This window comes from Streptomyces sp. NPDC057280 (assembly GCF_042668605.1).
Taxonomy (GTDB): Bacteria; Actinomycetota; Actinomycetes; order Streptomycetales; family Streptomycetaceae; genus Streptomyces.
On record NZ_JBHUYR010000001.1, the window covers coordinates 1,032,134 to 1,056,411 of the forward strand.

21 protein-coding genes and 2 pseudogenes are annotated in these 24,278 nt (G+C 70.9%); 11 read left to right on the top strand and 12 right to left on the bottom strand.

From position 1 onward, the window contains the following. Positions 1-51: 51 nt before the first annotated feature. The 9 genes from ACFUO4_RS04715 to ACFUO4_RS04755 form a co-directional block, all read right to left on the bottom strand. The gene (locus tag ACFUO4_RS04715; RefSeq protein ID WP_383479905.1) at positions 52-795 is read right to left on the bottom strand and encodes a PIG-L deacetylase family protein; all 744 of its coding nucleotides are present in this window, start codon (positions 793-795) and stop codon (positions 52-54) included. A gap of 15 nt (positions 796-810) precedes the next feature. Beyond that, a complete protein-coding gene (locus ACFUO4_RS04720) occupies positions 811-2,112 on the bottom strand; it encodes an alpha/beta fold hydrolase (protein WP_383479907.1) in 1,302 nt (433 codons plus the stop codon). A gap of 101 nt (positions 2,113-2,213) precedes the next feature. Continuing rightward, on the bottom strand, positions 2,214-3,239 hold the full coding sequence (locus ACFUO4_RS04725; protein WP_383479909.1) for a LacI family DNA-binding transcriptional regulator: 1,026 nt from the start codon (positions 3,237-3,239) through the stop codon (positions 2,214-2,216). Positions 3,240-3,318: 79 nt separating this feature from the next. Further along, on the bottom strand, positions 3,319-4,731 hold the full coding sequence (locus ACFUO4_RS04730; RefSeq protein ID WP_383479911.1) for a BNR repeat-containing protein: 1,413 nt from the start codon (positions 4,729-4,731) through the stop codon (positions 3,319-3,321). Between the two features lie 24 nt (positions 4,732-4,755). Then, positions 4,756-5,076 (bottom strand): L-rhamnose mutarotase, encoded by a 321-nt coding sequence (locus tag ACFUO4_RS04735; RefSeq protein ID WP_126275736.1) that lies wholly within the window; start codon positions 5,074-5,076, stop codon positions 4,756-4,758. Between the two features lie 17 nt (positions 5,077-5,093). Continuing rightward, on the bottom strand, positions 5,094-6,173 hold the full coding sequence (gene rhaS, locus ACFUO4_RS04740) for a rhamnose ABC transporter substrate-binding protein (RefSeq protein ID WP_383479914.1): 1,080 nt from the start codon (positions 6,171-6,173) through the stop codon (positions 5,094-5,096). 96 nt (positions 6,174-6,269) lie between these two features. Further along, positions 6,270-7,244: an ABC transporter permease gene (locus ACFUO4_RS04745; RefSeq protein WP_383479916.1), complete on the bottom strand. Its 975-nt coding sequence runs from the start codon at positions 7,242-7,244 to the stop codon at positions 6,270-6,272. After that, positions 7,237-8,277 carry an ABC transporter permease gene (locus tag ACFUO4_RS04750; RefSeq protein ID WP_383479918.1) on the bottom strand — a complete coding sequence of 347 codons (1,041 nt, stop codon included), beginning with the start codon at positions 8,275-8,277 and terminating at the stop codon, positions 7,237-7,239. Before ACFUO4_RS04750 ends, ACFUO4_RS04745 begins: the two co-directional genes overlap by 8 nt. An 84-nt stretch (positions 8,278-8,361) precedes the next feature. Further along, positions 8,362-9,879 (bottom strand): sugar ABC transporter ATP-binding protein, encoded by a 1,518-nt coding sequence (locus ACFUO4_RS04755; RefSeq protein WP_383479920.1) that lies wholly within the window; start codon positions 9,877-9,879, stop codon positions 8,362-8,364. 273 nt (positions 9,880-10,152) lie between these two features. Here ACFUO4_RS04755 and rhaI point away from each other — a divergent pair, with 273 nt between their 5' ends. From rhaI to ACFUO4_RS04800, 9 genes and pseudogenes are all read left to right on the top strand, one after another. Beyond that, positions 10,153-11,313: an L-rhamnose isomerase gene (rhaI, locus tag ACFUO4_RS04760; protein ID WP_383479922.1), complete on the top strand. Its 1,161-nt coding sequence runs from the start codon at positions 10,153-10,155 to the stop codon at positions 11,311-11,313. A gap of 136 nt (positions 11,314-11,449) precedes the next feature. Further along, positions 11,450-13,489, top strand: coding sequence for a bifunctional aldolase/short-chain dehydrogenase (locus ACFUO4_RS04765; protein ID WP_383479924.1), 2,040 nt, complete (start codon positions 11,450-11,452; stop codon positions 13,487-13,489). A gap of 8 nt (positions 13,490-13,497) precedes the next feature. Further along, the gene (locus ACFUO4_RS04770) at positions 13,498-14,925 is read left to right on the top strand and encodes a rhamnulokinase family protein (protein ID WP_383482292.1); all 1,428 of its coding nucleotides are present in this window, start codon (positions 13,498-13,500) and stop codon (positions 14,923-14,925) included. 71 nt (positions 14,926-14,996) lie between these two features. Beyond that, positions 14,997-15,752, top strand: coding sequence for a (Fe-S)-binding protein (locus tag ACFUO4_RS04775; protein WP_383479926.1), 756 nt, complete (start codon positions 14,997-14,999; stop codon positions 15,750-15,752). Next, on the top strand, positions 15,749-17,233 hold the full coding sequence (locus tag ACFUO4_RS04780; RefSeq protein WP_383479928.1) for a LutB/LldF family L-lactate oxidation iron-sulfur protein: 1,485 nt from the start codon (positions 15,749-15,751) through the stop codon (positions 17,231-17,233). The genes ACFUO4_RS04775 and ACFUO4_RS04780 overlap by 4 nt, the downstream gene beginning before the upstream one ends. After that, positions 17,230-17,886, top strand: a complete 657-nt coding sequence (locus tag ACFUO4_RS04785) for a lactate utilization protein C (RefSeq protein WP_383479930.1) — start codon at positions 17,230-17,232, stop codon at positions 17,884-17,886. Before ACFUO4_RS04780 ends, ACFUO4_RS04785 begins: the two co-directional genes overlap by 4 nt. Positions 17,887-17,987: 101 nt before the next feature. Next, positions 17,988-18,134 (top strand): annotated as a pseudogene (locus ACFUO4_RS04790) (ABC transporter ATP-binding protein); the annotation flags it as partial. A gap of 149 nt (positions 18,135-18,283) precedes the next feature. Next, positions 18,284-19,519, top strand: coding sequence for a glycosyltransferase (locus tag ACFUO4_RS04795; protein WP_383479932.1), 1,236 nt, complete (start codon positions 18,284-18,286; stop codon positions 19,517-19,519). A gap of 92 nt (positions 19,520-19,611) precedes the next feature. After that, positions 19,612-20,037, top strand: a complete 426-nt coding sequence (locus ACFUO4_RS04800) for a DUF3224 domain-containing protein (protein WP_383479934.1) — start codon at positions 19,612-19,614, stop codon at positions 20,035-20,037. A 36-nt stretch (positions 20,038-20,073) separates the two neighbouring features. On the opposite strand, the gene ACFUO4_RS04805 is transcribed toward ACFUO4_RS04800, so the two are convergent. From ACFUO4_RS04805 to ACFUO4_RS04815, 3 genes and pseudogenes are all read right to left on the bottom strand, one after another. Next, positions 20,074-21,000: a hypothetical protein gene (locus ACFUO4_RS04805; protein ID WP_383479936.1), complete on the bottom strand. Its 927-nt coding sequence runs from the start codon at positions 20,998-21,000 to the stop codon at positions 20,074-20,076. Positions 21,001-21,083: 83 nt separating this feature from the next. After that, positions 21,084-21,653, bottom strand: a complete 570-nt coding sequence (locus ACFUO4_RS04810; protein WP_383479938.1) for a hypothetical protein — start codon at positions 21,651-21,653, stop codon at positions 21,084-21,086. Positions 21,654-21,801: 148 nt separating this feature from the next. Next, a pseudogene (locus ACFUO4_RS04815) lies at positions 21,802-21,918 on the bottom strand (ABC transporter permease); the annotation flags it as partial. Positions 21,919-22,086: 168 nt separating this feature from the next. Here ACFUO4_RS04815 and ACFUO4_RS04820 point away from each other — a divergent pair. Next, positions 22,087-22,872 carry an ABC transporter ATP-binding protein gene (locus ACFUO4_RS04820; RefSeq protein WP_383479940.1) on the top strand — a complete coding sequence of 262 codons (786 nt, stop codon included), beginning with the start codon at positions 22,087-22,089 and terminating at the stop codon, positions 22,870-22,872. A 3-nt stretch (positions 22,873-22,875) separates the two neighbouring features. Further along, positions 22,876-24,186, top strand: a complete 1,311-nt coding sequence (locus tag ACFUO4_RS04825; RefSeq protein WP_383479942.1) for an FtsX-like permease family protein — start codon at positions 22,876-22,878, stop codon at positions 24,184-24,186. Positions 24,187-24,278 lie beyond the last annotated feature (92 nt).

Sequence of the window (24,278 nt, forward strand, 5' to 3'; positions counted from 1 at the left end):
CGCCCTGCTCATCGGGTCGCACGAGGATAGCCGCGCACCGCTGAGGTCCCGCTACCGGGCGAAGACTTCGAAGGCCACGGCCGGTTTCCCGCCGAACCGCTCCCCCGTGGCCGTGGTGTTGCCGGTCAGGAAGCCGCGGACGTACGTCTCCGGGTCCTCGTCGGTCAACGCCTCGATGTACGTGCGGTGTTCGAGCAGCGAGCGCACCGCGCGCTCCAGGCCGGGCGTCGCGTCCACCGCGTGGGTGGGTGAGGACGAGCCGGCGACGGCGACCCAGCGGACGCCGTTCCAGGGCTCCAGGCCCTGTTCCGCCAGTTCCGGGAAGATCCAGCGGTTGCCCGCGTCGCCGGCCGCGTCGAGGGTGGCCCGGCCCACCGCGACATGGTCGGGGGTGTTCCAGGCGACGCCGCCCCACGTGTCACGGTGGTTGAGGGTGATCACCAGCTCCGGCCGGTGCCGGCGGATCGCGGCGGCGATGTCCCGGCGCAGCGCGGTGCCGTACTCGATCACACCGTCCCGGTGATCCAGGAACTCCACGGCCGACACCCCCACGACCGCGGCACTGGCCCGCTGCTCCTGCTCGCGCAGCGGGCCGCACTTCGCCGGCTCCAGGGTGTCGATGCCCGCCTCGCCGCGGCTGGCCAGGACGTAGGCGACCTCGCGTCCGGCGTCCGTCCAGGCGGCGATCGCCGCGGAGCAGCCGTACTCGAGGTCGTCCGGGTGGGCCACGACGGCGAGGGCGCGCCGCCAGTCCTCGGGCATGGGCTGGAGCTGAGTGATCGTCGGCTCGGTCATGCCCGCACAGTAACGTCACACCTCGTCGCGCGTCAGCGCCAGCAGCCGGTCGAGGACGCGCGGGCCGCCGGCCCGGACGCCGTCGTGCTCGAACTCGTCGGTGACCCAGGTGCGCAGGCCGCGGACGGCGCGGGCGGTCTGGAGGGAGTGGGTCGTGTCGACGTACATGTCGTCGTGGTAGACCGCCGCGGCGACCGGGACCGTGTTGGCGGCGAGGCGGGCGCTGTCGTAGAGCGGCTTCCAGTCGGTGCGGGCGGCGAGGAGTTCGGCGGTCTCCCGCAGGGGGCGCAGGGCCGGGTCGGTCTCGAACATCCAGGGGTGGATCGACTCGCCGGTGAACAGCACGGGCCCGTCGCCGGTGAGCGCCTTCGCGGCGTCGAACTGGGGGAACTCGGCGCGGACGCGTTCCGCGGACCAGGCGGTGGGGCGGTCGTCCTGGCCGTAGATCGCCTCGTGGATGAGAGCGTACAGGGGGTGTCCGGCGTACGACAGGAGGCCCTGGACCTCTTCCTGGAAGGCGTCGGCGAGGGCCGGGCCCTGCGGGGTGCGCACGAAGGCCTGTTCCAGGAGGAAGTGCAGGCGGTGGCTGCCCTCGCCGCCGCCGAGGACGATGCCGAGGGACTGGAAGGCCTCGACGGTGAGGCGGTAGCCGTTGGGGAGGACCACCTCGTGGTGGAGGAGGTGGTCGGCGATACGGCGGGCGCGCTCGACGTCCTGCGGGTAGCGGGCGTAGTGGGCGGCGACCTTGCGTTCGATGCGCGGGTAGGCCGCCCGGTAGACGTCGTCGGCGTGGGCGTCGAGGGAGGGTAGGCCGCCGGTGATCACGGCGGCGCTGAGGCCCTCGGGGGCGGTCGAGAGGTAGTTGACCGCGCAGAAGCCGCCGAAGCTCTGGCCGAGGACGGTCCAGGGGGCGCCGCCGGTGAGCTGCGGGCGGATGGTCTCGCAGTCGCGGACGATCGAGTCGGAGCGGAAGTGGGTGAGGTAGTCGGCCTGTTCGGCGGGGCCGCCGCGCAGCGGGAGCGTCTGCCGGTTGGCGGGCGTGGAGTGGCCGGTGCCGCGCTGGTCGAGCAGGAGGACCCGGTACTCCTTCAGGGCACGGCCGAGCCAGGCCGGCTTGCCGACGAAACGGTTGGCGCCGAAGCCCGGGCCGCCCTGGAGGTAGACCAGCCACGGCAGGTCCTGCCGCGCCTTGTCACCGGCGACCACCTCACGGGCGTAGAGCTCGATCGTCTCCCCGTCGGGGGTGTCGTGGTCGAGCGGCACGGTGAAGTGGTGGTCGGTGAGGACGACGCCGGGCTGGCGGTAGGTCGCGGTCAACGGGGCTCCCGGGACGGACGGACGTGCGGACGCGTCCCAGTTCAGCACATGCCCGTCCGATATCCGATGCCTGGGATCATGAAATCGGACTGAACGGCGGATCAGCGGGCGGAGAGGCTGGAGCGGCGTACGACCAGTTCGGGCTGGAGCACGACCCGGCGGTGCTCGTGCCGGCGTGGCGCGGTCTCCGCCTCCGTCTCCTCCAGCAGCAGTTCGGCGGCCAGGGCGCCCATGGTGACCGCGGGCTGGCGGACCGAGGTGAGCGGGACGGCCGCGGCGGCGGCGAACTCGATGTCGTCGTACCCGACGATGGCGAGGTCGTCGGGGACGTTGATGCCGGCCGCGTACATGGCCTGGAGGACGCCCAGGGCGAGCAGGTCGTTGGCGCAGAAGACGGCGGTGGGGCGGTCGGCGAGGCCGAGGAGGCGGGCGCCGGCGTCCCGGCCCGCGGCGACGTCGAGGCGCTCGGTGGGCAGTTCGCGCAGCACGTCGGGGCCCAGGCCGGCCTCGGCGAGGGCGTTGAGGGCGCCGGTGCGGCGGTCGCGGACCTGGTTGAAGCCGGGCGGGCCGCTGACGTACGCGATGCTGCGGTGTCCTGCGTCGATGAGATGCCGTACGGCCAGGGCGCCGCCGGCCACGTCGTCGACGGAGACCGAGCACTCCGTGGTGCCCTCGGCGACGCGGTCGACGAGGACGAAGGGGATGCCGTGGCGCCGGAAGCTCTGGATGTTGCGGCCGGTCGCGTCGGCCGGGGTGAGCAGCACACCGCGCACCCGCTGCTCGGCGAAGAGCGAGAGGTACTCGGCCTCCTCCCCCGGGCTCTCCGCGCTGTTGCAGACCATCACGCCGAGCCCGGCGTCGCGGGCGGCCCGCTCGGCGCCGCGGGCGACATCGACGAAGAAGGGGTTGCCCATGTCGAGGACGAGCAGCCCCATGATCCGGCTGCGTCCGGCGCGCAGCTGGCGGGCGGACTCGCTGCGGACGTAGCCGAGCCGGTCGATCGCGGAGAGCACGCGCGCGCGTGTCTCGGTCGCGACGGAGTCCGGGCGGTTGATGACGTTGGAGACCGTGCCCACCGACACTCCGGCGGCGCGGGCCACGTCCTTGATACCCACCGACTGGGCCATCGGGCAGGAACCTCCAGGTGAAAGAGGGGCGGCGGGCCGGCCATCACATTACCGGCACTCCGCCCCGAAGCGATCCCGGTCAGGCGGGCAGCGCGAAGTCCACGACGTGGAGCGCCGACGGCGTCGTACCGCTGGACTTCTCCTGGTACATCACCGACAGGACGTTGTCCTGGGCGATGCGCGTCTCGTCGATCACGACCTCGCCGAAGGCGTTGAGGCCGCTGCCGTCGTACAGGAGCGTCCAGTCGGTGTGGCCGGAGGCCTTGGAGGCGCCGGCGATCCGGCCGAACGGGAAGATCGCGTAGGCGTTGTCGTACTTGTCCAGGACCAGCTTGGTGCGCTGGCTGGAGTTGAGGGGGACGGGGATCTCGGTCTTCTGCCAGGTGCCCGCGGCGTTCTTGCGGACGTGGAAGGCGCGGCCGTTGGCGGTGCGGTCGGCGACGTAGTCGGTGGTGCACTGGCCGAAGCGGCCGGGGACATAGCTGATGATCGCGTGGGGCAGGCCGGCGGAGTCGGTGAACTGGCTCTCCTGGTTCATCAGGGAGTGGTCCGGGTTCAGCGCGTCGATCACCAGGCCGGAGTCGGTGACGGCGACCTTGTCGCTGCCGCCGGTGGTGCCGACGACGGTGCCCGCGTTGTTGCGCCAGGTGCGGCCGCGGTCGTCGGAGTAGACGTAGCCCGTGTCGTGGTTGGTGATGCCGCCGGAGGAGCACATCACCGCGCCGTTCTGCTCGCGCCAGGTGAAGAACGAGTGCAGCCGGCCGTTCCGGTCGTAGTCGATGCCGTGCAGATACATGTTGCGGGCCGTCGAGGAGCCGTGCTCGCTGGTGTATGTGCCGGTGGAGCTGGACCACTCCCCGAGGGCGGTCCAGGCCGACCCGTCGTACTCCGCGAGCGCGTTGCGGCCGTTGCCGGAGATCGCGACGCGGTAGCTGAGCTGGAGCCTGCCCTCGGGGGTGGCGACGAACTGCGGGTAGGTGAACTGCGACGTGAGGGCGAGCCCGTCCAGGGTGGACTGGGGGGCGCCGAAGCGGGCGGCCGTCCAGCTCAGTCCGGCCGGGTTGTCCATGAGCCCGGCGACGGACTTGACGTAGGTGAAGCCGTCGCTGTGCGAGTCCATGTTCAGGTGGAGCCGGCCGTCGGTCCTGGAGACGCCCATGGAGATGACGTTGTGGGAGTCGTCGGCCTTGAGGGTGTGGCCGACCCGGACCGTGGACCAGGTGCTGCCGCCGAGGACACGGCGGCCGACGACGGCGTTCTTGTCGGCCGTGTACCAGACGGCGTACTGGTAGCCCTTGTAGGTCAGCAGCCCGTTCTTCTGGAACGAGTTGTTGTTGACCAGGCCGTCGTAGGAGACGAAGAAGACGGCCTGGCCGTCGAGGGTGGTGCTGCCCGTCTGGGTGACGGAGGGGCCGGGAACGGCGGCCCGCGCGATGCCCGGTGTTGCCACGGCGGCCAGTATCGCGGACGCGAGGACGGTACGTCTCTTCATGCAGGCGGCTCCTGAAGTCGGAAGTCAGGCGAGGTGGAACACTTCGGTGAGCGGTTTCATGGCCTCGTCGGGGCGGGCGCCGTCCAGCGACTCGAAGAACGGCGCCATCTCCCGCTGCCAGCGGGCGTTGACCTCGGTGGCCTCCATGCCGGCCTGGGCGGCGGCGAAGTCCTCGGTCTCCAGATAGCCGACCAGCAGGCCGTCTTCTCTGAGGAAGAGCGAGTAGTTGTGCCAGCCGGTGGCCGAGAGCGCGTCCAGCATCTCCGGCCACACGGCGGCGTGCCGTTCGCGGTACTCGTCCAGGCGGTCCGCACGGACCTTCAGAAGGAAGCACACGCGCTGCATCAACGACCCTCCAGGGCCTAGAAGTTGAACTGGTCGATGTTCTTGGCGTCGAACACGGTCGGCTTGCCGAGGTTGATCACCCCGTCCTTGCCGATGGTGTACGTGGTGTCGCCGGCCTTGAAGGTCTCGCCCTCCTTGCCGGTGATCTGGCCGGAGGCCAGGGCGACGGCGGTGCGGGCGGCGAGGTCGCCGAGCTTCGCCGGGTCCCACAGCTCGAAGCCCTCGACGGTGCCGTTCTTGACGTACTTGCGCATGTCGTTGGGGGTGCCGAGGCCGGTCAGCTTGACCTTGCCCTTGTACTTGGAGCCCGACAGGTACTGGGCGGCGGCCTTGATGCCGACGGTGGTCGGGGAGATGATCCCCTTCAGGTCCGGGTACTGCTGGAGCAGGCCCTGGGTCTGCTGGAAGGACTTCTGGGCGTCGTCGTCGCCGTAGGCGACCTTGACGAGCTTGATGTCCTTGTACTTCGGGTCCTTCAGCTCCTCCTTCATGAAGTCGATCCAGACGTTCTGGTTCGTCGCGGTCTGCGCGGCCGACAGGATCGCGATCTCGCCCTTGTAGCCGATCTGCTCGGCGAGCAGCTGCACCTCGGTGCGGCCCAGGTCCTCGGCGGAGGCCTGCGAGACGAAGGCGTTGCGGCAGTCGGGCTTGGTGTCGGAGTCGTAGGTGACGACCTTGATGTCGTTCTTCATGGCCTGCTTCAGCGCGGTGCACAGGGCACCCGGGTCCTGCGCGGACACGGCCATCGCGTCGACCTGCTGCTGGGTGAGGGTGTTGACGTAGGAGACCTGGCCCGCGGTGTCGGTGGCGCTGGAGGGGCCGACCTCCTTGTAGCTGGAGCCGAGCTCCTTCAGGGCCGCCTCGCCGCCCTTGTCGGCGGAGGTGAAGTAGGGGTTGTTGACCTGCTTGGGCAGGAAGCCGACGGTCAGACCCTTCTTGGTGGCCGCGTTCGGATCGGCCTTGGCGGTGGAGGCGGCCGAGGCGCTCTCGTTCTCCACGTCCTTCTTGGTGGTACCGCCACAGGCGGTAAGCGCGAGGGCGAGAGAGGTTCCGGCGGCGAGAGCCGCGCAGGCATGGCGGAGGGATGACTTGCGCATGGCGAGGGTTCCTTTGAAAGAAGGGTGAGTGGAGATACCTAAGGGGCGCGGGGAACTGCGCGACCAGCCACGACGGACCGGCAGCTTCAAACGGCGCTAAGACGTGAGCCTTCGTGCCCTGGCCACTGCGATCTGCTTGGCAACTCGCGGCCCAAGCACCGACAGCACGAGCAACACACCCGTGACGACGATCTGCGACTGCGCCGAAACGTCCTGAAGGCTCATCACGTTCTGCAACGCCCCCAACAGGAACACCCCGGCAATGGCGCCACCGAGCGTCCCCTTGCCACCGTCGAAGTCGATCCCACCGAGCAACACCGCCGCGATGACAGACAGTTCAAGCCCAGTCGCGTTGTCATACCGAGCGGACGCGTAGTGCAGCGCCCAGAAGACGCCGGTCAGCGAGGCCATCAGCCCGGTCACCGTGAACAGGATGAGCTTCTGCCGCTTGACGCGGATGCCGGCGAACCGCGCGGCCTCCTCGCTCGCGCCGACGGCGAACGTGGCCCGCCCGAACGCCGTGGCGTGCAGCACGATCACGGCGATCACGAGCAGCACGAGGAAGGGTACGAAGGCCTGCGGGACGAACGTGTCGCCGATCCGGCCGGCCGCGAAGTCCAGGTACTGGGTGGGGAAGTCGGTCACCGAGTCGGAGCCGAGCACGATCTGTGCGATGCCCCGGTAGGCGGCGAGGGTGCCGATGGTGACGGCGAGGGAGGGCAGCCCGAGCCGGGTGACGAGCAGGCCGTTGATGAGGCCGCAGACCACGCCGAGCAGCAGGCAGACCGGGATGATCGTCTCGATCGTCATGCCCTGGTTCCACAGGTAGCCCATCACGGCGCCGGAGAGACCGGCGGTGGAGGCGACGGACAGATCGATCTCGCCCGAGACGACCAGAAGGGTCATGGGGAGGGCGACCAGGGCGATCGGAAGGGTGTTGCCGATCAGGAACGACAGGTTGAGGGCGTTTCCGAAGCCGTCGACCGTTGCGAAGGACAGCAGGAGCACGACGATCAGAACGGCGCCGACGACCGTGTCCCAGCGGACGGCTCGCGTCAGAGACTCAGGCATGGCGGGCGTTCCTCTTCTTCAGGGCCGAGGCCACGCGCAGCGCGACGATCCGGTCGACCGCGATGGCGAGGATGAGCAGGATGCCGTTGATGGCGAGCACCCACACGGAGCTGACGCCGAGGGCGGGCAGCATGCTGTTGATGGAGGTCAGCAGCATGGCGCCGAGGGCCGCTCCGTAGACGCTGCCGGAGCCGCCGGTGAAGACGACGCCGCCGACCACGACCGCGCTGACGACGGTCATCTCGTAGCCGGTGCCGGTGCCGGAGTCGACGTTGCCGAACCGGGCCAGGTACATCGCGCCGGCGAGTCCGGCCAGGGCCCCGCAGAAGGTGTACGCGGCGAGGATCCGCTTGCGGACCGGGATGCCGGCGAGGCGGGCGGCCTCGGGGTTGGAGCCGAGGGCGTAGAGCTCGCGGCCGCTGCCGAAGTGCTTGAGGTAGTACGCGGTGGCCACCAGGACCACCAGTGCGATGAGGGCGAGGTAGGGGACGGCGGAGATGCCGCCGGAGCCGAAGTCGATGAAGCCGTCCGGGAGGCCCGCCGCGGTGATCTGCCGGGAGCCGACCCAGATGGAGTCGATGCCGCGGATGATGTAGAGCGTGCCGAGGGTGACGACGAGCGCGGGCACCTGGCCGAGGCTGACCAGGAGGCCGTTCAGCAGGCCGAATCCGATGCCCATGAGGACGGCGAGGGCGATCGCGACGACCGTGTTCCCGCCGCCCTGGAGGTAGGTGCCGGCGGCGAAGGCGCTGATGCCGAGGGTGGAGCCGACCGACAGGTCGACGTTCCGCGTGATCACGACCAGGGACTGCCCGGTGGCGACCAGCACCAGGATCGTCGCGTTGAGCAGCAGGTCCTTGATGCCCTGTTCGGAGAGGAACTCGCTGTTGCCGGCCTGGGTGATGACGATCATCACCAGGAAGACGACCAGGATGGCGAGTTCGCGCATCTTGAAGACGCGGTCCACCAGCCGGGTGCCGCTGGACCTGGGCACCTCGGTGACGGGCGCCTTGTCGGGGGTGGTGACCGTCATGCGGCGGCCCTCCGGAGGACAGGGGACGTCGTGGTGGGCCTCATGCGGCGGCCCTCCCGAGGACAGGGGACGTAGTGGTGGGCCTCATGCAACGGCCCTCCCGGTGGCTGCGGCCATCACGGTTTCCTCGGTGGCTTCGGAGCGCGGGATCTCGGCGGTGAGCCGGCCCTCGTGCATCACGAGCACGCGGTCGGCCATGCCGAGGATCTCGGGCAGGTCGGAGGAGATCATCAGGACGGCGACGCCGTCGGCGGCGAGTTCGCTGAGCAGCCGGTGCACCTCGGCCTTGGTGCCGACGTCGATGCCGCGGGTGGGCTCGTCGACGATCAGCACCTTGGGGCCGGTGGCGAGCCACTTGGCGAGGACGACCTTCTGCTGGTTGCCGCCGGACAGGGTGTTGACCGTGTCGGCGATGCGGGCGTACTTGACCTGGAGCTTGGCGGCCCAGTCGAGGGACCGGCTGCGTTCGGCGCCGCGGTCCATCAGGCCGGCCTTCACGGTGGTACGAAGTCCGGTGAGGCCGATGTTGCGCTCGATGGACATGTCCATCACCAGGCCCTGGGCGCGCCGGTCCTCGGGGACGAGGGCGAGGCCCGCGGCCATGGCGGTGGAGGGGGCGCCGTTGATCAGTGGCTTGCCGTCGACGGAGACATCGCCGGCGTCCCAGCGGTCGATGCCGAAGACGGCCCGGGCGACCTCGGTGCGGCCGGCGCCGACGAGTCCGGCGAGGCCGACGATCTCACCGCGGCGCACCTGGAAGGAGACGTCGGTGAAGACACCCTCCCGGGTCAGCCGGTTCACCGTCAGGGCGACTTCGCCGGGGCGTACCTCCTGCTTCGGGTACAGCTCGTCGAGGTCGCGGCCGACCATGCGGCGCACGAGGTCGTCCTCGGTCATGCCGTCGATGGGCTCGCTGGAGATCCAGGCGCCGTCGCGGAGCGTGGTGACCCGTCGGCAGATCTGGAAGATCTCCTCCAGGCGGTGGGAGATGAACAGGACGGCCGCGCCCTGTTCGCGCAGGGTGCGCACGACGCCGAAGAGCCGGGCGACCTCGCTGCCGGTGAGGGCGGCGGTCGGCTCGTCCATGATCAGGACGCGGGCCTCGAAGGAGAGCGCCTTGGCGATCTCGACGATCTGCTGGTCGGCGATGGACAGGCCGCGCGCGGGGCGGTCGGGGTCGAGTTCGACGCCGAGGCGCCGCATCAGGGCGGCGGTGGCCGCGTGGGTGGCCTTGTGGTCGATCCGGCCGAGGGCCTTGCGGGGCTGGCGCCCCATGAAGATGTTCTCGGCGATCGAGAGGTCGGGGAAGAGCGTGGGCTCCTGGTAGATCACGGCGATACCGGCGTCGCGGGCGTCACCGGGGCCGTGGAAGACGACGGGCTCGCCGTCGAGGAGTACCTGACCGGCGTCCGGTCGGTGCACCCCTGCAAGGGTCTTGATGAGAGTCGACTTGCCCGCGCCGTTCTCGCCGGCGAGGGCGTGCACCTCACCGGGAAACAGCTCCAGGGAGACGTCCCGCAGGGCGCGTACGGCTCCGAAGGACTTCGAGATGTCCTTGAGCGCCAGCACCGGGGCCGGTCCCGCGTCGGACGGGTGGGTCATGAGGGGCTCCTCGACGACGCCCGGGGACTGCCCTCACGGCGTCGTGAAAGGTTTCAACTTGGTTGCCGGGACGTTAGGCATGGCGCCCATGTCACGTCAATGGGTTCGTGTCGAAAAAATTTCGAGACTCATAGGTCACGGCCGGGTCACGTGCAACAGGCTTGGTCGCAGGGCTTGACACCCCACCGGTCGACTCATACTTTCCCGTCTTGAATCGTTTCACAGTGAAGCTGTTCAGGAACCCTTCGGACCCGACGTCACAGGAGCCCTCAAGTGACCGAGCTCGCCGCGGTGAAGGCCGCGCTCAAGACACAGGCAGTCGAGACGCCGTCGTGGGCGTACGGGAACTCGGGAACGCGTTTCAAGGTGTTCGCGCAACAGGGCGTTCCGCGTGATCCCTGGGAGAAGCTCGACGACGCCGCACAGGTGCACGCGTTCACCGGGGTCGCGCCGACCGTGGCGCTGCACATCCCGTGGGACAGGGTGGCGGACTACGCGGCCCTGGCCAAGCATGCGGAGGAGCGCGGGGTGAAGCTCGGCGCGATCAACTCCAACACTTTCCAGGACGACGACTACAAGCTGGGCAGCATCTGCCACCCGGATGCGGCGGTGCGCCGTAAGGCCGTCGATCACCTGCTGGAATGCGTCGACATCATGGACGCGACCGGGTCGAAGGACCTGAAGCTGTGGTTCGCGGACGGCACGAACTATCCCGGGCAGGACGACATCCGGTCCCGGCAGGACCGGCTCGCCGAGGGCCTCGCCGAGGTGTACGAGCGGCTGGGTGACGGGCAGCGGATGCTGCTGGAGTACAAGTTCTTCGAGCCGGCCTTCTACTCGACGGACGTGCCGGACTGGGGGACGGCGTACGCCCACTGCCTCAAGCTCGGTGAGAAGGCGCAGGTCGTGGTCGACACGGGGCACCATGCGCCGGGCACCAACATCGAGTTCATCGTCGCGACGCTGCTGCGCGAGAACAAGCTCGGCGGATTCGACTTCAACTCGCGGTTCTACGCGGACGACGACCTCATGGTCGGGGCCGCCGATCCGTTCCAGCTGTTCCGGATCATGTACGAGGTCGTGCGCGGGGGCGGGTTCACGCCCGAGGTCGCGTTCATGCTCGACCAGTGCCACAACATCGAGGCGAAGATCCCAGCGATCATCCGGTCGGTGATGAACGTGCAGGAGGCCACGGCGAAGGCGCTGCTGGTCGACCGGGACGCGCTGAGCGCGGCGCAGGCTTCGGGGGATGTCCTTGAGGCCAATGCCGTGATCATGGACGCGTACAACACGGATGTGCGGCCGTTGCTTCGTGAGGTGCGCGAGGAGATGGGGCTGGACGCCGATCCCATCGCCGCGTACCGGCGGTCGGGGTGGGCGGCGAAGATCGTGGCTGAGCGGGTGGGTGGGCAGCAGGCCGGGTGGGGGGCGTAAGCGCATGTCTGGATCTGTTTCGTGGCGGGGTGCGGGCCGGATGTGGCTGGTCGCGCCCGCGCGGCGGTAGCCGCACATTCGACACAGCCCCGCGCCCCTTGACACCTCATCCCCCTTCTAGAAGGAGCCGAAAGTCATGGCTACCCATCCCGAAGCTGCTGCCCTCCTCTCCCGCTCCCATCGGCTCGGTGCCGACCCCCGTAACACCAACTACGCCGGTGGCAACGCGTCGGCGAAAGGTATCGACAGTGATCCCGTCACCGGGGGTGATGTGGAGCTGATGTGGGTCAAGGGGTCCGGTGGGGATCTCGGGACGCTGACCGAGGCGGGGCTAGCGGTGTTGCGGCTGGACCGGCTGCGGGCGCTCGTCGATGTCTACCCGGGTGTCGAGCGCGAGGACGAGATGGTCGCCGCCTTCGACTACTGCCTGCACGGCAAGGGCGGCGCCGCTCCCTCCATCGACACCGCGATGCACGGGCTGGTCGACGCCGCGCATGTCGATCATCTGCACCCTGATTCCGGGATCGCGCTGGCCTGTGCGGCGGACGGGGAGAAGCTGACCGCGGAGTGTTTCGGCGACACCGTGGCCTGGGTGCCGTGGCGGCGGCCCGGGTTCCAGCTGGGGCTGGACATCGCCGCGATCAAGGAGGCCAACCCGCGGGCGATCGGTGTCGTCCTGGGCGGGCACGGCATCACGGCCTGGGGCGCGACCGCCGAGGAGTGCGAGCGGAACTCGCTGCACATCATCCGGACCGCCGAGAAGTTCCTGGAGGAGCGCGGCAAGGCCGAGCCCTTCGGGCCGGTCATCGAGGGCTACGCGGCTCTCGGCGAGCGTGAGCGGCGCGAGCGGGCCGCCGCGCTGGCTCCTCATGTACGGGCCATCGCCTCGCAGGACCGGCCCCAGGTCGGGCACTTCAACGACTCGGACGTGGTGCTGGAGTTCCTGTCCCGGGCCGAGCACCCGCGGCTCGCCGCGCTGGGCACCTCCTGCCCGGACCACTTCCTGCGGACCAAGGTGGCGCCGCTCGTCCTCGACCTGCCGCCCACCGCCCCGCCGGCGGAGGCGATCGCGCGGCTGAAGGAGCTGCACGCCGCATACCGTGAGGAGTACGCCGCCTACTACCAGCGGCACGCCCTGCCCGACTCCCCCGCGATGCGCGGCGCGGACCCGGCGATCGTGCTGATCCCGGGGGTCGGGATGTTCTCGTTCGGGAAGGACAAGCAGACCGCCCGGGTCGCCGGGGAGTTCTACGTCAACGCGATCAACGTGATGCGGGGCGCGGAGGCCGTGTCGTCGTACGCGCCGATCGAGGAGTCCGAGAAGTTCCGGATCGAGTACTGGGCCCTTGAGGAGGCCAAGCTCCAGCGGATGCCGAAGCCGAAGCCGCTGGCCACCCGGGTCGCGTTGGTGACGGGTGCGGGCAGCGGGATCGGCAAGGCGATCGCGCAGCGGCTGGTCGCCGAGGGTGCGTGTGTCGTGGTCGCCGATCTCAACGGTGACAACGCGGCCGCGGTCGCCGAGGAGCTCGGTGGGGCCGACAAGGCCGTCGCCGTGACCGTCGACGTGACCTACGAGGAGCAGATCGCCGAGGCCTTCAAGGCCGCCGCGCTCGCCTTCGGCGGGGTCGACCTCGTCGTCAACAACGCCGGCATCTCCATCTCCAAGCCGCTGCTGGAGACGTCGAGCAAGGACTGGGACCTCCAGCACGACATCATGGCCCGCGGCTCCTTCCTCGTCTCGCGCGAGGCGGCCCGGGTGATGATCGCGCAGCAGCTGGGCGGCGACATCGTCTACATCGCCTCCAAGAACGCCGTGTTCGCCGGGCCCAACAACATCGCCTACTCCGCCACCAAGGCCGACCAGGCCCACCAAGTCCGGTTGCTGGCAGCCGAGTTGGGCGAGCACGGCATCCGGGTCAACGGCGTCAACCCGGACGGTGTGGTGCGCGGTTCCGGGATCTTCGCCGGTGGCTGGGGTGCCCAGCGGGCGGCTGTGTACGGCGTGGAGGAGGAGAAGCTGGGCGAGTTCTACGCGCAGCGGACCATCCTCAAGCGCGAGGTGCTGCCCGAGCACGTCGCGAACGCGGTCTTCGCGCTGACCGGTGGGGAGTTGACCCACACCACCGGTCTGCATGTCCCCGTCGACGCCGGCGTCGCGGCCGCCTTCCTGCGGTGAGCGCGCCCGTGAAGTCGTACGCCGCGGTCGACCTCGGCGCGTCCAGCGGGCGTGTCATGGTCGGCCGCGTCGGCCCCGACAGCCTGGCGCTGACCGAGACGCACCGGTTCGTGAACCGGCCGGTGCGGCTGCCGGAGGGGCTGCGGTGGGACGTTCTCTCGCTGTACGCCGGGGTGCTGGACGGGCTGAAGGCGGCGGGGCGGGTCGACTCCGTCGGCATCGACAGCTGGGCCGTGGACTACGGTCTGCTCGACGCCGACGGGACGCTGCTCGGCAACCCGGTGCACTACCGCGACTCCCGGACCGAGGGGGTCGCGGAGAAGGTGTGGGCGACGGTCCCCGCGGCGGAGCTGTACGCCGCGACCGGGCTGCAGTACGCGCCGTTCAACACGCTGTACCAACTGACGGCCGATCAGCTCACGCATGCTCAGCGGCTGTTGATGATCCCGGACCTGCTGACGTACTGGCTCACCGGCGAGCAGGGCACCGAGCTCACCAACGCCTCGACCACCCAGCTCATCGATCCCCGGACGCGCGACTGGTCGTACGACATCGCCTCCCGGCTGGGAATCGACCTCGGGTTGTTCGCGCCGCTGCGACAGCCCGGTGACCCTGCCGGGGTGCTGCGGCCCGAGGTGCTGGAGGAGACGGGGCTGCGCGGACCGGTGCCGGTGACGACGGTCGGTTCGCACGACACCGCGTCCGCGGTGGCCGCCGTGCCGGCCGCGGCCGGTGAGCGGTTCGCGTACATCTGCACCGGCACCTGGTCGCTGGCGGGCCTCGAACTCGACGCCCCCGTGCTGACGGAGGAGAGCCGGGCCGCCAACTTCACCAACGAGCTGGGGCTCGACGGCACGGTCCGGTATCTGCGCAACATCATGGGGCTGTGGCTGCTCCAGGAGTGTGTACGGGCCTGGGGCGAGCCGGAGTTGGGGGCGCTGCTCCTCGACGCGGCGAAGGCGCCGGCGCTGCGCTCGGTGGTGGACGCCTCCGATCCGGTGTTTCTGGCGCCGGGCCGGATGCCGGAGCGGATCGCCGAGGCGTGCCGTGCCTCGGGGCAGCCGGTGCCGCGGACGCCCGGGGAGATCACCCGCTGCATCCTCGACTCGCTGGCCCTCGCGCACCGCAAGGCCGTCGCCGAGGCGCAGCGCCTCGCGGGGCAGGAGGTCGATGTCGTGCACATCGTCGGCGGCGGCACCCGCAACGCGCTGCTGTGCCGGCTGACGGCCGACGCCTGCGGGCTGCCGGTGGTGGCGGGCCCGACGGAGGCCGCGGCCCTCGGGAACGTGCTGGTGCAGGCGCGGACGCACGGGCTGGTCGGCGACCTCGCGGACGGGCGGGCCCTGCTCACCCGCACCCAGCCGCTGACCCGGTACGAGCCTCAGGGTGACACGGCGCCGTGGCGCGCGGCGGAGGCCCGGCTCGCCACATGGTGAGCGGGGTCTCCCCCCGGCGGCGAGTCCGCATTACCCTGCACTCATCCGATGATCGATCACAAGGAGCCGCGATGCGTGTCGCCCTGTTCCTGACCTGTGTCAACGACACGCTCTATCCGGACACCGGGCGCGCGGTGGTGAAACTGCTGACCAGGCTGGGCGTAGAGGTCGACTTCCCGATGGCCCAGACCTGCTGCGGGCAGGCCCACTACAACACCGGGTACCGGCATGAGACGGAGCCGATGGCCCGGCATTTCTCCGATGTTTTCGGGGAGTACGAGGCGATCGTCACCCCGTCCGGTTCGTGCGGGGCGATGGTGCGGGAGCTGTATCCGCGGCTGGGTGAGCGGGCGCGGGCGGAGGGGCGCGGGGACGGGCTCGCGACCGCGCTGGCGCCCGTGGTGCCGAAGACGTACGAGCTGACGGAGTTCCTGGTGGACGTGCTGGGGGTGACGGATGTGGGCGCGTACTACCCGCACAAGGTGACCTATCACCCGACCTGCCACGGACTGCGCGGGCTGGGGCTCGGCGACCGGCCCCGGCGGCTGCTCCAGGCCGTGAAGGGGCTGGAGCTGGCGGAGCTGCCGGGGGCGGAGGAGTGCTGCGGTTTCGGCGGCACCTTCTCCCTGAAGAACTCCGACGTCTCGGCGGCGATGGGCGCGGACAAGGTGCGCAACGCCGAGTCGACCGGCGCCGAGGTGCTGTGCGCGGCCGACAACTCCTGCCTGATGCACATCGGCGGGACGATGGCCCGGCTGCGCACGGAGATGCGGCCGGTGCACATCGCGGAGATCCTGGCGAGCACCGAGGAGGAGCCGGCGGCATGAGCGGGACCTTTGTAGGGATGCCGGCCTTCCCGAAGGCCGCGCACGAAGCGGTCAACAACCCGACGCTGCGCGGCAATCTGCGGCATGCCACGCACACCATCCGCGCCAAGCGCGAGAAGGCCGTCGCCGAGGTCTCCGACTGGGCCGAGCTGCGCGAGGCGGGCAAGCGGATCAAGGACCACACGCTCCGCCATCTGGACGACTACCTCGTCCAGTTGGAGGAGTCGGTGACGGCGGCGGGCGGCATCGTCCACTGGGCGGCCGACGCCGACGAGGCCAACCGGATCGTCACCGAACTGGTCAAGGCCACCGGCGAGTCGGAGGTCGTGAAGGTCAAGTCGATGGCCACGCAGGAGATCGGGCTCAACGAGGCGCTGGAGGCGGCGGGCATCCACGCCTACGAGACCGATCTCGCCGAGCTCATCGTGCAGTTGGGCAAGGACCGCCCCTCGCACATCCTGGTCCCGGCCATCCACCGCAACCGTGGCGAGATCCGGGACATCTTTGCGAAGGAGATGAGCGAGTGGGGGCGCCCGGCCCCCGAGGGCCTGACCGACACGCCCGCCGAACTCGCCGAGGCCGCCCGCCTGCACCTGCGCGAGAAGTTCCTGCGCGCCAAGGTCGGCGTCTCCGGCGCCAACTTCATGGTCGCCGAGACCGGCACCCTGGTGGTCGTGGAGTCCGAGGGCAACGGACGGATGTGTCTGACCCTGCCGGAGACGCTGATCTCGGTCGTCGGCATCGAGAAGATCGTGCCGACCTGGCAGGACCTGGAGGTCTTCCTCCAGACGCTTCCCCGCTCCTCGACGGCCGAGCGCATGAACCCGTACACGTCGACGTGGACCGGAACCACCGACGGCGACGGGCCGAAGACCTTCCACCTGGTCCTCCTGGACAACGGCCGCAGCGACACCCTCGCCGACGAGGTCGGCCGCCAGGCTCTGCGCTGCATCCGCTGCTCGGCCTGTCTGAACGTCTGCCCGGTCTACGAGCGGGCCGGCGGCCACGCCTACGGCTCGGTGTACCCCGGCCCGATCGGCGCCATCCTCAGCCCCCAGCTCCGGGGCACGGCAAGCGAGATCGACGCCTCGCTGCCGTACGCCTCGTCGCTGTGCGGGGCCTGCTATGAGGTGTGCCCGGTCGCCATCGACATCCCCGAGGTGCTGGTGCATCTGCGGGAGCGGGTCGTGCAGGGCGGGGAGGTGACGCGCGAGGGCAACAAGGTGGTGCTCAAGCCGGCCAAGGGGCATGCCGCCGAGCGGGCGGCGATGCGGGCGGCCCGCTGGGCGTTCGCCCGTCCCGGCGCGGTGCGCGCGGGGCAGCGCCTCGCCTCCCGCACCCGTCGGCTGCATCCGCGCCGGCTGCCGCTGCCGGGCCCCGGCAAGGCGTGGAGCGAGACACGGGATCTGCCACCCGTGCCCGCGGAGCCGTTCCGTGACTGGTGGCAGCGCACAGGCGGCGGAAAGGGCGGTGCCAAGTGAGCAGCAGGGAACGGATTCTGGGCCGGGTGCGGCGCGCGCTCGCCGATGCGCCCGGCGAGGACGCCCCGATCGAGCGCACGTATCTGCGCGAGCACGGTGACCGTACGGTCGAGGAGACCATCGAGCTCCTGGCCGAGAACCTCGCCGACTACCGTGCGATCGTCCACCGTTGCACCCCGGACGACCTCGCGGTGACCCTCGCGGGGATGCTGGCCGCGCGCGGCGCGAAGACGGTGCTCGTGCCGCCGGGGCTCGACCCGTCGTGGCTCACGGACCTCGACGCCGAGCAGGTGCCCGACCGGCCGGAGAGCAGCCCGCACGAGCTGGACCGCATCGACAGCGTGGTCACGGCCTGCGCGGTCGCCGTCGCCGAGACCGGCACGATCGTGCTGGACGGCGGTCCGGACCAGGGCCGCCGCCGGATCACGCTCGTGCCCGACCACCACATCTGTGTCGTCCGGGTCCCGGACCAGGTCGTGGGGTCGGTGCCGCAGGCCCTCGAACGCCTCGACCCGGTCCGCCCGTTGACGTGGATCTCCGGTCCTTCGGCGACCAGCGACATCGAGCTGGACCGGGTCGAGGGGGTGCACGGTCCGCGCACCCTGGAGGTGGTGCTGGTCGGCGCTCAGCCCAGCGCCGAGGCCAACTCGTAGCGTCCGGAGGGCAGTCGGTAGGAGGCGGTGCCGTCCGTGAAGTCCCAGGACGCCACGCCCCGGACGCGGGACGGGGGCGTGCGGCCCTCGACGCCGGGTGAGTCGCGGTCCTTGACGGGGGCGCTTCCCGGGCGTCCTCACCCCGGCGGAGCTGCACGAGGCGCCGCGGCGGTCGGTGGACGCGGACGCGCTGGGGGTGGCGCGATCAGGTGCGGTTCGCATCGGTGGCGGACGCCCAGGCGGGCTGACACGCGAGCCGGCATACGAAGGGCGAAGAGTTCAGCAACTCTCCGCCACTATCAAGCTATAGCGCACAGGGGGGCTTGCCGCAAGGCCCCCCTCATGCCGCAGAATCTCCGGCCTGACCGCCTGGACCAGCGGAAACGGGAGTGTCGAAGTGCGTGTGTTGCTGATGTCGTACGGGTCGCGTGGGGATGTCGAACCGCTTGCGGGGCTGACGGCGGCGCTGCGGGAGCTCGATGTGGAAGTGCGGGCGTGTGTGCCTCCGGACGAGGAGCTCGCGGCGCTGCTGACCGGTGCCGGGGCGGAGGTGGTGCCGTTCGGCTCGTCGGTGCGGGCGCTGGTGACGGGGGCCCGGGGGCCGTCCCCCGATCTCGCGTTCAAGGTCGCGGCCGAATTGGTCGCCGGCCATTTCGGGGAGGTGGCCAAGGCGGCCGAGGGGTGTGACGCGCTGCTGGCGACCGGCCTGATGCCGGCCGGCGCACGCTCGGTGGCCGAGCATCTGGGCATCCCCTACGTGCTCGCCTGCTTCCACCCGTGCGGGCTGCCGTCGTCGCGGTACGCGCCGCTGAAGCGGCCGGGCAAGCCCAACCCGCCGGGCGTGACCGACCTCAAGGAGCTGTGGCGCCTGGACGCGGAGCGCGTGAACGCGCTGTACGGCGAGGCCCTGAACACCCACCGGGCCGCCCTAGGGATGCCGCCGGTGGACAACGTCCGCGACCACGTCCTCACCGAGCGGCCGTGGCTCGCGGCCGACCCGGCGCTGGGCCCGTGGCAGGAGATGACGGACCTCGAACTCGTGCCGACCGGCGCGTGGATCCGGCCGGACGACCGCCCGCTCCCGGACGACCTGGCGGCGTTCCTGGCCGCCGGTGCGCCGCCGGTGTACGTGGGGTTCGGCAGCATGGCCATGCATGCCGCGAGCGATGTCGGACCGGTGGCGATCGAGGCGGTCCGCGCGCAGGGGCGCCGGGTGCTGCTGGGGCGCGGCTGGGCCGATCTGGCGCTGGTGGACGGCCAGGACGACTGTTTCGCCGTCGGCGACGTCAATCACCAGCTGCTGTTCCCCCGGGTGGCCGCCGTCGTCCATCACGGTGGCGCGGGGACGACCACGACGGCGGCGCGGGCGGGCGCTCCGCAGGTGATCGTGCCGCAGGTCGCGGACCAGCCGCTGTGGGCGGCCCAGGTGGCCGAGCTGGGCATCGGCGTGGCGCACGACGGCCCGCAGCCGACCCTGGCGTCCCTGTCGGCCGCGCTGGAGACGGCGCTGTCCCCGGAGACGCGTGAGCGGGCCAGGGCCGTGGCGGGCAGGATGCGCACCGACGGGGCGATGGTCGCCGCGAAACTGCTGATCGACGAGATCCGCCGGGAGAGGCCGCCCGTGCGGGCGTGAGGGGCGCCGGTGCCGGGCCGGTGCGGTCGTCCGTGGTGTCCCAGGGGTTTCGGCGAAGGGCCGTTGTCAGTGGCGCGTCCTAGGCTCGGGGCATGAGAGCTTCGGGAACGTTCAAGGTCGCGGACTTCACACCGGCCCCGGTGCCGGCGCCGGGCATCGAGACGGCGGTGCCGGTCGGTGTCGCCACGATGGAGAAGACGTACGAGGGCGAGGTCACGGGGCGCTCGGCAACCCTGTTCACCGCCGCGTACGACCAGGGCACCGGGGTCGGTACGTATGTCGCGATGGAGTCCTTCGAGGGCTCGCTCGGCGGCCGCGCGGGCGCGTTCAACTTCGCCCACTCGGCCACGACCCTGGGCACGGACCGACAGAGCGAGTTCTTCGTGATCGTCCCGGGCAGCGGCACGGGTGCGCTGGCCGGGATCACCGGTTCGGGCGGCATGGCGATCGACGCGGACGGCACGCACCGGGTGTGGTTCGACTACGAGCTCGACGCCCAACGGACGTCCGACGCCTAGCCCTTGCTCAGCCGACGCCCAACGGACCTCTGAGGCCTAGCCCTTGCTCTGCCGCCGGGCCGCGTCCCGTCCCAGGATGCCGAACGCCCACCGTTCGTTGAAGCCCGCCACGAAACCGACGGCGCACCAGAAGCCCCAGAAGTCCGTGCCCTTGACCGGTGACCCCGGCTTCCCGGGCGCCGGGCAGATGTCGGCCGCCGTGGCGGGCACCTCGAAGACCGGCACGATGCCGCCGGTGAACAGGAAGTACACGGCCAGGGCGAGCACCCAGCCGACGAACACCCGGTAGAGGCCCTCGTGCCGCATGCTGCGGGCCATCTGCCCCGGGACGACCACGCCCTCCCGGCCGTTGGTCTGCCGCCGCGCCAGCTGGTCCGCGCTGCCGCGCAGCCGTACCAGCACACTGAGCACCGCGCCGAACGCGCCGACGCCACCGCACACCACGGCGCCCAACAGGCTCCAGCGATCGGTGCAGTTGAGGGTGACGCCGAGCGCGCCGAGCAGGCCGACGCCGCCCAGCAGCGGCACCGCGAGCAGCACCAGGCTCGCGGCCGAGCCGAGCCCGAGGCCGATGTTGAGGCCCCGGCTGACGGCCGTCGCGCTGTCCTGCGCCAGCCGTCCCCGCAGGTCGGCGATCTCCTGGTCGAGATACTCGGTCAGGTGCTCGTTGGGCTTGGCGTCGCCGAGCCGGGGGTCGCTCAGCGCGTTGCCGAGCACCCGCAGGACCGTGACGCGAGCCGACACTCTCGTGTGCGGCTCGAAGGCGCTCTGCGAGGCGCCGTAGAGCAGTTGAAGCTGAAGCTGCTGTTCGGGATAGAGATCACCGAATTGCACATAGGCCCGGTCCAGTCCGACCGGCACCACATCCATCAGTCCTTCGGGCCGCAGCTCGCTGTCCGCCCGGTCGGCCGATGCACGCGTTCCCCGCCACCACGGGTGACGGTATCCCCCGTTGTCCCCCATGGACTGGGTGTACCCGCCCGGGCGGGCGCCGGGAAGGCCCGCCGCCGCACCAGTACGGTCACCGACGTCACGGACCCGTCACGTCAGCTGAAGACGATCGGGCAACCGCGGCGCACGGAGTGCTGGGCGGCGCGGAGGTAGAGGGCGACGTAGAAGGCGGCGTCCAGGTCCTCGGCCCAGGGGCCGGGACGGGCGGCGGCGATCTCCTCGGCCTGGCCGTCGAGGAACCAGTTGGTCAGGTCGAGGGTGGTGGCCGGGACGGGCAGCATCGGCGGCAGCCCGATCGCCGTCGCCAACCGCTGGGCGAGGGCGAGCACTTGGGGCGCTCCCGCCACCACGGTCGTATCGGTGTAGGCGGAGCCCACGGGCAGTTCGATCGTCTCGTCGAGCGGGACCGGCACCAGCACCGACCAGCCGCAGAGCATCTCTTCCTCGTCCGGGGTGAGATGCGCGCGGCAGAGCGCGACGAAGCCGTCCATGGAGGGGCTGAGCTTCTCCTCGAACTCCAGCCCCTGGCATGCCGCCGGCACCTCGAACCGCGGCAGGCCTCGCCCGCTCAGCCTCTCGTCGAGGGCCGCAGCGATCTCGCCGTACCCGCCCTCGTACCCGGCGCGCCAGTCCTCCGCGCCGACATCCACCAGATAGACACCCATGGCGGCAATCTACGAGGCCCCACTGACACTTCACTCCAGCAGCCCTCTGTCCTCCAGAGAGGCCCGCGCCACGTCCCGCGCCAACCGCCGTCAGCTGTCCACCTGTTGGTGTACACGGCCAGAGGCAGGGAGAACATCGCCGGGACGGGATCGTGCAGTGGAGATGCTGGACGACCGCGTCCCAGAGGATGTAGCGGCGGGTACTCGGATACTCGCCGCAGCTCCCCTCGTTGCGCGCGAGGCAGCCGTCCGGAGGCGCGGTCATGGAGCCGTTGCATCGGGCGGGGCAGCGGGTCGGCGCGTTCGGGTGACCCGCACGGGGTGGTGCTGAGTACACCTCCGGATACGGGTTCTGCGCCCCGTGTGGCCTGGCCTTCGTCTCCGTAGCTTCGTTGGCGGGGCACAGGGGGTGCCCGGCCGAGAGGTGATGACGATGTTTCGCACAGGCTCGCGACGCAGGCACGACACGGGACCCGCCGCCGAGGCGCTGCGGCTGGTCAAGGTCACCAAGACCTACGGCAGCGACGACAGCGCCGTGACCGCCCTCGACGGGGTCACGCTGGGCCTCGCCCGGGGCACCTTCACCGCGGTCATGGGACCGTCGGGGTCGGGGAAGTCCACGCTGCTCCAGTGCGCGGCCGGACTCGACCGGCCCGATCACGGCATCGTGGTCGTGGACGGCACCGAGCTGACCGGCGGCACGGAGGCGGAGCTGACGAAGTTCCGGCGCGGGCGGGTCGGCTTCGTGTTCCAGCAGTACAACCTGCTGGACACGCTGACCGTCGCGCAGAACACGGTGCTGCCGCTGAAGCTGGCCGGGCGGCGCGTCGACCGCGGACGGGCCCGGGAGATCCTGACCCAGGTCGGGCTCGGCGACCGGCTGGGCCACCGCCCCGACCAGTTGTCCGGCGGTCAGCGGCAGCGGGTCGCGATCGCCCGGGCGCTGGTCTGCGAACCCCGGGTGATCTTCGCCGACGAGCCGACCGGCGCCCTGGACACGCGCAGTGCGCGCACGGTGCTGCGGCTGCTCCAGGAGGCGGTGCGGGTGCACGGGCGGACCGTGGTGATGGTGACGCACGACCCGGTCGCCGCCAGTTACGCCGACTCGGTGCTGTTCCTCGCGGACGGCCGACTTGCCGGTCAGCTGCACGCGCCGACCGCGGACGCGGTCGCCGAACGCCTCGCGCACCTCGGCGACGACGTGACGGCGGGGGTGTGAGCGATGTTCGTACTGGCCCTGCGGTCGATCCGGCGACGCCCCGGACGGTTCCTCGCGACGCTGCTGTCCGCCTTCCTGGGCGCGGCGATCATCATGACGTTCAACTCGATGCACGACACGGCGGCCGGGAGCGGCGTCGACTCGGTGAGCTCGAACACGCTGACGACCGCGGCGAGCGTGGTGGGTGGTTACGGCTCGCTGCTGGTGTTCTTCGCCGTCGCCTCCACGCTGACGGTGAACGTCCGTCAGCGGGCCGCCGAGCTGGAGCTGCTGCGCTGCTCGGGGGCGACTCCGGCGCAGCTGAAGCGGATGGTCGTCGGTGAGGCGCTGGCCGTCGCCCTGGTGGGCGCGGCGCTGGCGATCGGGCCCGCGATGCTGGGCGGGCGGGCGCTGCTTGAGGTGTTCCGGGACAGCGGCCAGGTGGCGGAGTCGGTGGACTACTCGTTCGGCTCGATCGCGCTGCTGACGGGCGTCGGCATCACGCTGGTCGCCGCGGTGGGCGCCGCGTTCCTCGCCGTGCGGCGGGCGACACGGGGGCAGCGGCGGCGGGCCAGGGCGCGGACGTTCCTCGCGTACGCCGCACTCGCGACCGGCGTCCTGGGGGTGTGCGGCACCTTCCTCATGAAGGCGACGGACGAGGCGCTCATGGCGCCGCCCGCGTACGGGGCGATCCTGCTGTCGGTGGGCTTCGCGCTGCTCTCGCCGCGGCTGCTGAAGGGGCTGCTGGACCGGCTGGCGCTGTCCGGGGCGAGCGGCTGGCTGGCGGTGCGCAATCTGCGGGAACGGGCCGGTGAGCTCGCCGGGACCCTGATGTCGCTGATCCTGTTCACGGCGGTGGCCGCGACCACGCTCACCGTGCAGGCGGTGGAGAGCGACGAGGTCGCGGCCTCGGGGCTGGTGAAGTCGGTGGACGCGAAGAATCTGGAGACGCTGAACTTCACGGTCGTCGGGATCATCGTGGTCTTCGTCTGCGTGATGCTGGTCAATTCGCTGTACGCGGCGACCACGTACCGCAGCCGGGAGTTCGGCCAGCAGCGGCTGGCCGGCGCGACGCCCGGTCAGGTGCTCGGCATGGTGGGCGCCGAGGGGCTGGTCCTCACGGTCGCCGGGGTCTTCTTCGGCACGGTCGCGGCGCTGGCGGGGATCGTCCCGTTCACCGTGGTCCGCAGCGACGCGGTGCTGCCGGGGCAGGCCGTCGGCATCTGGCTCGCGGTCGTGTCCGTCGCGGCGGCGGTGACGGTGGGGACGGGCCTGGCGACGGCCCGGAAGGTGCTGCGCACCCCGGCGACGGAGGCGGTGGCGCTGGCGGCGTGAACGAACGGTCTGCGGGAGAGGAGGGGCGGCCCCCTGAGCGGCCGTCCCTCCGCTCCCGCCGCACCGCGCCGGAAACCGATCGGTCCACCGGG

Coding starts and splice junctions, on each gene's coding strand:
- ACFUO4_RS04820 (WP_383479940.1), top strand. CDS start 22,087: ATGTTTCGCACAGGCTCGCGACGCAGGCACGACACGGGACCCGCCGCC.
- ACFUO4_RS04715 (WP_383479905.1), bottom strand. CDS start 795: ATGACCGAGCCGACGATCACTCAGCTCCAGCCCATGCCCGAGGACTGG.
- ACFUO4_RS04750 (WP_383479918.1), bottom strand. CDS start 8,277: ATGACGGTCACCACCCCCGACAAGGCGCCCGTCACCGAGGTGCCCAGG.
- ACFUO4_RS04810 (WP_383479938.1), bottom strand. CDS start 21,653: ATGGGTGTCTATCTGGTGGATGTCGGCGCGGAGGACTGGCGCGCCGGG.
- ACFUO4_RS04765 (WP_383479924.1), top strand. CDS start 11,450: ATGGCTACCCATCCCGAAGCTGCTGCCCTCCTCTCCCGCTCCCATCGG.
- ACFUO4_RS04745 (WP_383479916.1), bottom strand. CDS start 7,244: ATGCCTGAGTCTCTGACGCGAGCCGTCCGCTGGGACACGGTCGTCGGC.
- ACFUO4_RS04800 (WP_383479934.1), top strand. CDS start 19,612: ATGAGAGCTTCGGGAACGTTCAAGGTCGCGGACTTCACACCGGCCCCG.
- ACFUO4_RS04735 (WP_126275736.1), bottom strand. CDS start 5,076: ATGCAGCGCGTGTGCTTCCTTCTGAAGGTCCGTGCGGACCGCCTGGAC.
- ACFUO4_RS04755 (WP_383479920.1), bottom strand. CDS start 9,879: ATGACCCACCCGTCCGACGCGGGACCGGCCCCGGTGCTGGCGCTCAAG.
- ACFUO4_RS04775 (WP_383479926.1), top strand. CDS start 14,997: ATGCGTGTCGCCCTGTTCCTGACCTGTGTCAACGACACGCTCTATCCG.
- ACFUO4_RS04730 (WP_383479911.1), bottom strand. CDS start 4,731: ATGAAGAGACGTACCGTCCTCGCGTCCGCGATACTGGCCGCCGTGGCA.
- ACFUO4_RS04805 (WP_383479936.1), bottom strand. CDS start 21,000: ATGGGGGACAACGGGGGATACCGTCACCCGTGGTGGCGGGGAACGCGT.
- rhaS (WP_383479914.1), bottom strand. CDS start 6,173: ATGCGCAAGTCATCCCTCCGCCATGCCTGCGCGGCTCTCGCCGCCGGA.
- ACFUO4_RS04780 (WP_383479928.1), top strand. CDS start 15,749: ATGAGCGGGACCTTTGTAGGGATGCCGGCCTTCCCGAAGGCCGCGCAC.
- ACFUO4_RS04725 (WP_383479909.1), bottom strand. CDS start 3,239: ATGGCCCAGTCGGTGGGTATCAAGGACGTGGCCCGCGCCGCCGGAGTG.
- ACFUO4_RS04825 (WP_383479942.1), top strand. CDS start 22,876: ATGTTCGTACTGGCCCTGCGGTCGATCCGGCGACGCCCCGGACGGTTC.